11 protein-coding genes and 1 pseudogene are annotated in these 6692 nt (G+C 41.3%); 4 read left to right on the plus strand and 8 right to left on the minus strand.

Annotated elements, in window-relative coordinates:
* The 3 genes and pseudogenes from D0463_RS20010 to D0463_RS20020 all read right to left on the minus strand — a co-directional run.
* Window positions 1–233: pseudogene (locus D0463_RS20010) on the minus strand (hypothetical protein); the annotation flags it as partial.
* Between the two features lie 20 nt (window positions 234–253).
* The gene (locus D0463_RS20015) at window positions 254–325 is read right to left on the minus strand and encodes a hypothetical protein (RefSeq protein ID WP_254052869.1); all 72 of its coding nucleotides are present in this window, start codon (window positions 323–325) and stop codon (window positions 254–256) included.
* 51 nt (window positions 326–376) lie between these two features.
* On the minus strand, window positions 377–532 hold the full coding sequence (locus D0463_RS20020; protein ID WP_254052868.1) for a hypothetical protein: 156 nt from the start codon (window positions 530–532) through the stop codon (window positions 377–379).
* A gap of 433 nt (window positions 533–965) precedes the next feature.
* On the opposite strand from D0463_RS20020, the gene D0463_RS19090 reads away from it, so the two are divergent.
* Together D0463_RS19090 and D0463_RS19095 are read left to right on the plus strand one after the other, a co-directional pair.
* Window positions 966–1166, plus strand: coding sequence for a YlaI family protein (locus D0463_RS19090; RefSeq protein WP_117308932.1), 201 nt, complete (start codon window positions 966–968; stop codon window positions 1164–1166).
* The gene (locus D0463_RS19095) at window positions 1160–1573 is read left to right on the plus strand and encodes a hypothetical protein (protein ID WP_117308933.1); all 414 of its coding nucleotides are present in this window, start codon (window positions 1160–1162) and stop codon (window positions 1571–1573) included. The genes D0463_RS19090 and D0463_RS19095 overlap by 7 nt, the downstream gene beginning before the upstream one ends.
* A 33-nt stretch (window positions 1574–1606) precedes the next feature.
* Here the strand turns inward: D0463_RS19095 and D0463_RS19100 are convergent, their stop codons facing one another.
* The 3 genes from D0463_RS19100 to typA are packed head-to-tail and all read right to left on the minus strand — an operon-like array spanning window position 1607 to window position 4070.
* On the minus strand, window positions 1607–1894 hold the full coding sequence (locus D0463_RS19100; RefSeq protein ID WP_117308934.1) for a hypothetical protein: 288 nt from the start codon (window positions 1892–1894) through the stop codon (window positions 1607–1609).
* A gap of 1 nt (window position 1895) precedes the next feature.
* Window positions 1896–2201 carry a YlaH-like family protein gene (locus tag D0463_RS19105; RefSeq protein WP_117308935.1) on the minus strand — a complete coding sequence of 102 codons (306 nt, stop codon included), beginning with the start codon at window positions 2199–2201 and terminating at the stop codon, window positions 1896–1898.
* Window positions 2202–2225: 24 nt separating this feature from the next.
* On the minus strand, window positions 2226–4070 hold the full coding sequence (typA, locus tag D0463_RS19110) for a translational GTPase TypA (RefSeq protein WP_117308936.1): 1845 nt from the start codon (window positions 4068–4070) through the stop codon (window positions 2226–2228).
* A 113-nt stretch (window positions 4071–4183) separates the two neighbouring features.
* Between typA and D0463_RS19115 the strand changes: the two genes are divergently transcribed.
* The gene (locus tag D0463_RS19115; RefSeq protein WP_117308937.1) at window positions 4184–4369 is read left to right on the plus strand and encodes a YlaF family protein; all 186 of its coding nucleotides are present in this window, start codon (window positions 4184–4186) and stop codon (window positions 4367–4369) included.
* Between the two features lie 33 nt (window positions 4370–4402).
* On the opposite strand, the gene D0463_RS19120 is transcribed toward D0463_RS19115, so the two are convergent.
* Both D0463_RS19120 and D0463_RS19125 read right to left on the minus strand, forming a co-directional pair.
* Window positions 4403–5197: an inositol monophosphatase family protein gene (locus D0463_RS19120; protein WP_117308938.1), complete on the minus strand. Its 795-nt coding sequence runs from the start codon at window positions 5195–5197 to the stop codon at window positions 4403–4405.
* Window positions 5198–5417: 220 nt separating this feature from the next.
* On the minus strand, window positions 5418–5615 hold the full coding sequence (locus D0463_RS19125; RefSeq protein ID WP_117308939.1) for a hypothetical protein: 198 nt from the start codon (window positions 5613–5615) through the stop codon (window positions 5418–5420).
* Window positions 5616–5815: 200 nt separating this feature from the next.
* On the opposite strand from D0463_RS19125, the gene D0463_RS19130 reads away from it, so the two are divergent.
* On the plus strand, window positions 5816–6436 hold the full coding sequence (locus tag D0463_RS19130) for a YktB family protein (protein WP_117308940.1): 621 nt from the start codon (window positions 5816–5818) through the stop codon (window positions 6434–6436).
* Window positions 6437–6692: the final 256 nt, after the last annotated feature.

Raw genomic sequence — 6692 nt, forward strand, 5'->3', positions numbered from 1 at the left:
CACCGCCCGCCCCTAAGGTGCGCGAAGCGCCTGGAACGGAAATCAACAGACCCCATTAAAAATGGTCCCTTTGCTGTTATATTCCGTTTGATGGTAGCACAAGCTACATTTACGGCCGCGTTAAAGTTATCGTCGCTTCTTACTTCATATTTTAAAACTGTAAGACCCTCTAAATCAGAAGGTAAACGAAAACCAGCGACTTCTTCATTTTGAGGACTCTTATTGGGGACCAAGTAAAAAACCCGTCCCCTTCTTAAAACAATCCCATTTCAAACAAGGTATTATCTCTCGTAGTAAATGTGATTTTCCCACGAATATTTACCACGTCGTCCGGTGAAAATAAAATACAGCGAAGTCATTTTGCTCTAATTGCCTTTCAAGACTTTCCATTTCGATATTCCATTGCTTCAAAAACTCCTGCAGACCAGGGATTAACTTCCGCTACATATGAAAGTTGTTCCTGGATGGCTGGTACCAAATAAATGGATTCACTTGCCGAGCCGATAAATACTTTGGGTTTGTTTTCAGTCATATTTCCTCCTAAAAATATACGATATTTTTTGCCTAACGTACATGCTTTTACTCTTAAGAAACATGTTGCTGAATTCTGTTCTTTTATGCCATCCCTTTTAACAGGAACGAGATGGTTCTATTTCGCGCTCTCCATGTCTTTTAGGAGCTGAAAGGTAAATGTACCGTTAGCCCCAGTCACACAACACAAGCAAGTCTACGTCTTCTTCGATGGTCGCTTCCGAAGAAAACTGAGAAATCTTCTTTTTGCTGTGAATCCAATGCTAAAGCATGAGAAAGGATTCCTTTAGCCCACCCACTTTCATAGATGGTATCAAATATGATTCTTCCCTAGATTATATGAAATCCATTCCGCAGATACAATTAATCTATAAACATGATATACTAATTTACATAAATCACTGATTCGTAGAGAAGAAAAGAGGTTCATTTGAATGAGGGTTAAATGTGTAATTTGCGATAACATTGAATCCATTCCGGATTTTTCCCCTGAAGCCAAAAAGCTTCGCAACCGGCCGATCCATACATTCATGTGTCAGTCCTGCAACCAAAGAATCGAAGAAAAAACAAAAGCTCGGATTGATTCAGGCAACTTTCGCTTATACCGCAGCGTGACAAAGGATGATGAATGGTAAAATCCACTCTCATCGGAATGTTGGCGGGGGTGGGATCCGGCATACTTTTGGCAATCGCCACGCGGTATGTGGAAATGTATACAGGAAAGAAGATCTACTCGCTGCTCCTTAATATCGATTTCATCCCGCTTACACAACGGATCCAAGGGAACGAACCAATCGAACTTGTACTTCACTTGCTCGTTTCCTCAGGGATTGGTGTCTTTTTTGTTCTGCTTAAACCTAAGTTTGCAAATAAATGGGGCTTATCGTTCTTGCTTATTCTTCCGGCAATCCTGCTTTATTTCCCGCTTTCTTACATATCCCAATCAGAAATAACTTCTGCGGCAGATCTGTCTTCCTTTTTGCTATGGAGCGCTGCCCATGTTGTCTACGCCCTGATTCTTCCCCTTTCGATAAAGACATAAAAAACCGTGCGCTATAGAAAAGCGCACGGTTTTTCAATCTTGATAGTTTTTATATTTTTGCGGTTCAGCGTTTATTTGGTCTAACATCACGTCAATCAGTTCAATCGGAAAACGCTGTGTCTTTTTTTCCAAATGTACACTGTAATCAACGAAATAGAACGGATCTTCTTTTCTCACTTCGATGATTTCCAGCTGATGTTCATCATGAAGCAGGTTTTCAAACAGTCCCCTCGTATCTTGAGCAGCCGTATCATCAGGCCTTGCATCGCAGACAACTTTGATCGTAAGCCAGTTATATAAGGCATCCTGTACAGACTGCATGTTAGGCCTGTTCTTCTTTCTTATGGTTGTGGAGGCGCAGTTTGTAGATCCCGAGAACTAACCCGGCAATTACAAGTCCTTCCGCAACCGGCAGGAAGACTGCGAGGAATGAAAGAAGCGTGCACCCAAACGCCATCACCGTATAGATAATGACATTTTTAAAAACAGGCAACTTTTTTGCAAAACCGAGCTGATACACGATTACACAAAGCAAAAATACAGTGATATATAAATACCACATTCCTGCGTCGGGATTTTTATCCACATTAAATAATGCCGCAAAAAAGGACAATCGCTCCTGGATCATTCCTGTTCCTCCCCTGGACCAAACTTAGTTTGTTTCAGCGTATTTTTTCTTTTTAGCCGATTTTTCACGTTCGTTCTTATCAAGTATTTTTTTACGAAGACGGATGGATTCCGGGGTAACTTCGCAATATTCATCATCGTTCAAATACTCCAAAGACTCTTCAAGAGACATGATTCTTGGTTTTTTCATGGTAGTTGTCTGGTCTTTGTTCGCTGAACGCATGTTGGTCATTTGTTTTGCCTTTACGATATTGACGGTCAAATCGTTTTCACGGTTATGTTCGCCGACAATCATGCCTTCATAGATATCAGTACCTGGTTCAACAAAAATGACACCGCGGTCTTCTACTCCCATAGTTCCGTATTGCGTTGATTTTCCCGTTTCCATGGAAACGAGGACACCTTGTCTTCTTCCGCCAACCTGTCCTTGCTGCATCGGCTGGTAGCTATCGAAAGTATGGTTCATGATCCCATATCCACGTGTAATGGTTAGGAATTCCGTTGAATAACCAATCAGGCCGCGCGCAGGCACATTGAAAATCAGGCGAACCTGGCCGCTTCCGTTATTAATCATATCAAGCAGTTCGCCTTTACGGGCACCAATGGATTCCATGATCGATCCTGTATGCTCTTCAGGCACATCGATTTGTACACGTTCAACAGGCTCACAGCGAACACCGTCAATTACTTTTACAATAACTTCCGGTTTCGAAACTTGAAGTTCAAAACCTTCTCGGCGCATATTTTCAATTAAGATGGATAAATGAAGCTCGCCGCGTCCCGAAACAACCCAAACATCTGGGGAATCCGTATCTTCAACCCGTAAGCTGACGTCTGTTTCCAGCTGGCTTTTTAAACGTTCTTCAATCTTTCTGGATGTGACAAATTTACCTTCACGACCGGCAAAAGGACTGTTGTTAACAAGGAAAGTCATTTGCAGAGTAGGCTCATCGATACGGAGTACCGGAAGTGCTTCCTGGTGCTCTACTGGTGTAACTGTCTCCCCTACGTTAATGTCTTCCATTCCGGAAACAGCAATAAGATCGCCGGCAACTGCCTCTTCAATTTCTACTCGTTTCAAGCCAATAAAGCCAAAGATCTTCGTAACCCTAAACTGTTTAACTGACCCGTCCAGCTTCATAAGCGCAACCTGTTGGCCTACTTTCATCGTTCCGCGGAATACGCGTCCAATTCCGATACGTCCCACATAATCATTATAATCAAGCAAAGCAACCTGGAATTGAAGCGGGTCTTCCCTGTTATCAATTGGAGCAGGTATGTTTTCAACAATTGCTTCATACAATGACTCCATGTTTTCTTCCTGTTTAGAAGGATCCGGATCTGGACTTGCAGTGCCTTGAATGGCCGATGCATAAATAACAGGAAACTCTAGCTGTTCCTCATTAGCACCAAGTTCGATGAATAAGTCAAGGACTTCATCAATAACTTCCTCTGGACGGGCGGAGTCTTTGTCAATTTTATTTACAACAACAATCGGTGTGATTTTTTGTTCTAATGCTTTTTTTAATACAAAGCGTGTTTGGGGCATTGTACCTTCATAAGCATCAACAACAAGCAATACACCGTCAACCATTTTCATGATACGCTCCACTTCGCCGCCAAAATCGGCATGTCCCGGTGTATCAAGAATGTTGATTTTTGTTTCTTTATATTGAACAGCTGTATTTTTCGCTAAGATCGTTATTCCACGTTCTCTTTCAAGATCATTGGAATCCATAGCCCGTTCTTCAACGTGCTCGTTTGCACGGAAAGTACCTGATTGTTTCAACAGTTCGTCTACAAGCGTCGTTTTCCCATGGTCAACGTGGGCAATGATCGCTATGTTGCGAATATCATTACGAGATTTCAATAAATTCACTCCTAGTATAAATTGTCTATGCCATTAACTTACATATTATATCACAAACATAGTAGAAACAAAGCAAGAAATTCTGTACAATAAGAATATATGGGGTGAAGACAATGAAAAACATGCAATGGAACTTTTTAATTCTTGCACTGTTAGCGACATCTAGCCTGGCTTGGACAGGCATCGCAATTGCCGAAAGAAGCATAATTGGCGTCGTACTTAGCATAATCGCAGTCTTTGTAATTATGGGCTTCGGCTTTGCCACTAAGAAGAAAATGCGGGAAAAGGGAAAGCTTTAAAAAAATTGCCGCTACTGTCTGCGGCGATTTTTTTTATAAACTCTTTAAGTATTTTTCCTGAATTTCCTGATGCAATCCCGGTTTCGACACAAATAAAGGCCCTCCTTTTAAGTAATCGAGCGGGTTGCCTTGCAAGTCGCTTACTTCTCCGCCAACCTCTTCGATTAAAATCGCACCGCCCGCAAAGTCCCATGGCGCAAGCCTGAGTGATATATAAGCATCCAGCCTGCCTGCTGCGACAAAGGCCATTTCCAAAGCCGCTGAACCGTATGAACGGGTTCCCCGAACATCCCGTACAAGCGCTCCAAGGATCTGAGGATCAATTCTTTTGTTCTCGGTAACCCATGTGGCATTTAATGAGAGAATGGTTTCATTAATGGGCACAGGTTTAAGCGTCGGCAATTCCTTATCATTCATAAAAGCTCCATTGCCGCGAAAAGTGTGATACAGTTCACCGTGGACGACATCATAGACAAGCCCGATTTTCCCTTTGCCATCTTCAAGAATGCCGATGGATATCGCAAAATTCCGCTGCTGATGAATAAAATTCATCGTCCCGTCGATCGGATCGACAATCCAGACAATCCCTGTTAAATCCTTGACATTATGACCCATTCCTTCTTCTCCAAAAATCCTATGCTCCGGAAAGTGCTCTGTTATTTTACTCATAAAAAACTGTTCCGTTTCGCGGTCCATGTTCGTTACTAAATCATTAGGATTTGTTTTTGTTTCAATGTTCAGCTTTTCTTCAAATGAAGTCTTTAGCCTTTCTCCTGCTTCCTTTATCCATTCTTTTGCATATGTATCGATTTTCTCCCAATTTGTCATTGCTGAATCCTCCGCTCATTTAATGAACACACTGATAGTTTTGCAAAAATCCATATTTATTATTAAAGATTACTGCAAGCTCCCTCATTCCACAAGCTTGGTGCTTTCCGTATATAAAAGGCGGACATTTTTCTCTTATTCGAAAAATGTCCGCCTTACACCCTATATACGACTTTATGACTATATACTTTCATTTGACAGTTGTTTTTCTCCTTCAACCTTATAATGCTTTAAGCCTTAATAGCTCAAGGCGGATTCTTTCAAGCTTTTGTTTGCATTGTGTTTGTTTCTTTTCATTGTTTTCGCTGATTGCTTCGAATAAAGTGGCCAACTCGTAATCCATTTCCATTCTTAATACTGCCGCCCGATGTCTTTCTACTTCCTTCGCTTTTAAGGCTTGATTCATAACTTGTTTCATGGTAATCTTCTCCTCTCGAGTAAGTGACTAAATTTTCAGTTTTATTTTTAATATATATTATGTCGTCCACCCTAAAACCGCAACAAATTTGTGTGAAAACCCAGCAGGTAGTTAGTGGCAGACATTGATAGCAAAACTTTTCAGTTTTTTGTTCCGCTATGCTACAATAATCATAGATTTAGAATTGTAGGAGGAAACAAATGGTACATACAACCTTTAGTGCAAGTGACTTTAATGTGTTTAAAATAGATGGTCTCGACCAGCGTATGGAAGCTTTAAAAGACCGGATTCAACCAAAGCTGAGTCAGCTCGGTGAAAGCTTCTCGGGAGAACTTTCAGTTAAAACCGGGGATGAGATGTTCGCTCATGTCGCAAAACACGCCAGAAGAACAATCAATCCGCCAAATGACACTTGGGTTGCTTTTGCCAGCAACAGCAGAGGATACAAGATGATGCCTCATTTCCAAATCGGGCTATGGGAAACTCACGTATTCATTTGGTTTGCAGTCATTTATGAAGCTCCCAATAAGGCTGACTTTGGAAAAACATTGGAACAAAATGCTAAAAAAGTGAAAGATATGATTCCGAATGAATTTGTGTGGTCGACCGATCATACAAAACCTGAAGTCATTCCTCACAATGATCTTTCTGTCACAGATTTGAAGGCAATGTTCCAGCGGCTGCAAACTGTCAAAAAGGCTGAAATTCTTTGCGGAATCCAGATTCCCCGGGAAGACGCCATCAAATTATCAGATGATGAATTTGTTCAAACAATTAGTGATGCGTTTGACCATTTATTACCCCTATATAAATTGGCTTAAACATCAACTCCGTTAAATGAGGCTCTAGATAAAGCTACTAATAAAAGAAGGATTGGAAATGACATTCCAATCCTTCTTTTATTCGAATCAATTTCATAAATTTCACCCTTAGAGCCCCAATGGTTCAAAAACGCAAAAAAAGGAGTGCCTCTCCAAAATCTAGGCTGTGTTCGTACTCACTCCTGATTGCTAAACCGGTTGCTTTTCGCTGCAGGCGGCGACTCCTCGAAAATGCTACGCATTTTCTCGTGCGGTG

The organism is Bacillus sp. V59.32b (assembly GCF_003429085.1).
Taxonomy (GTDB): domain Bacteria; phylum Bacillota; class Bacilli; order Bacillales; family DSM-1321; genus Peribacillus.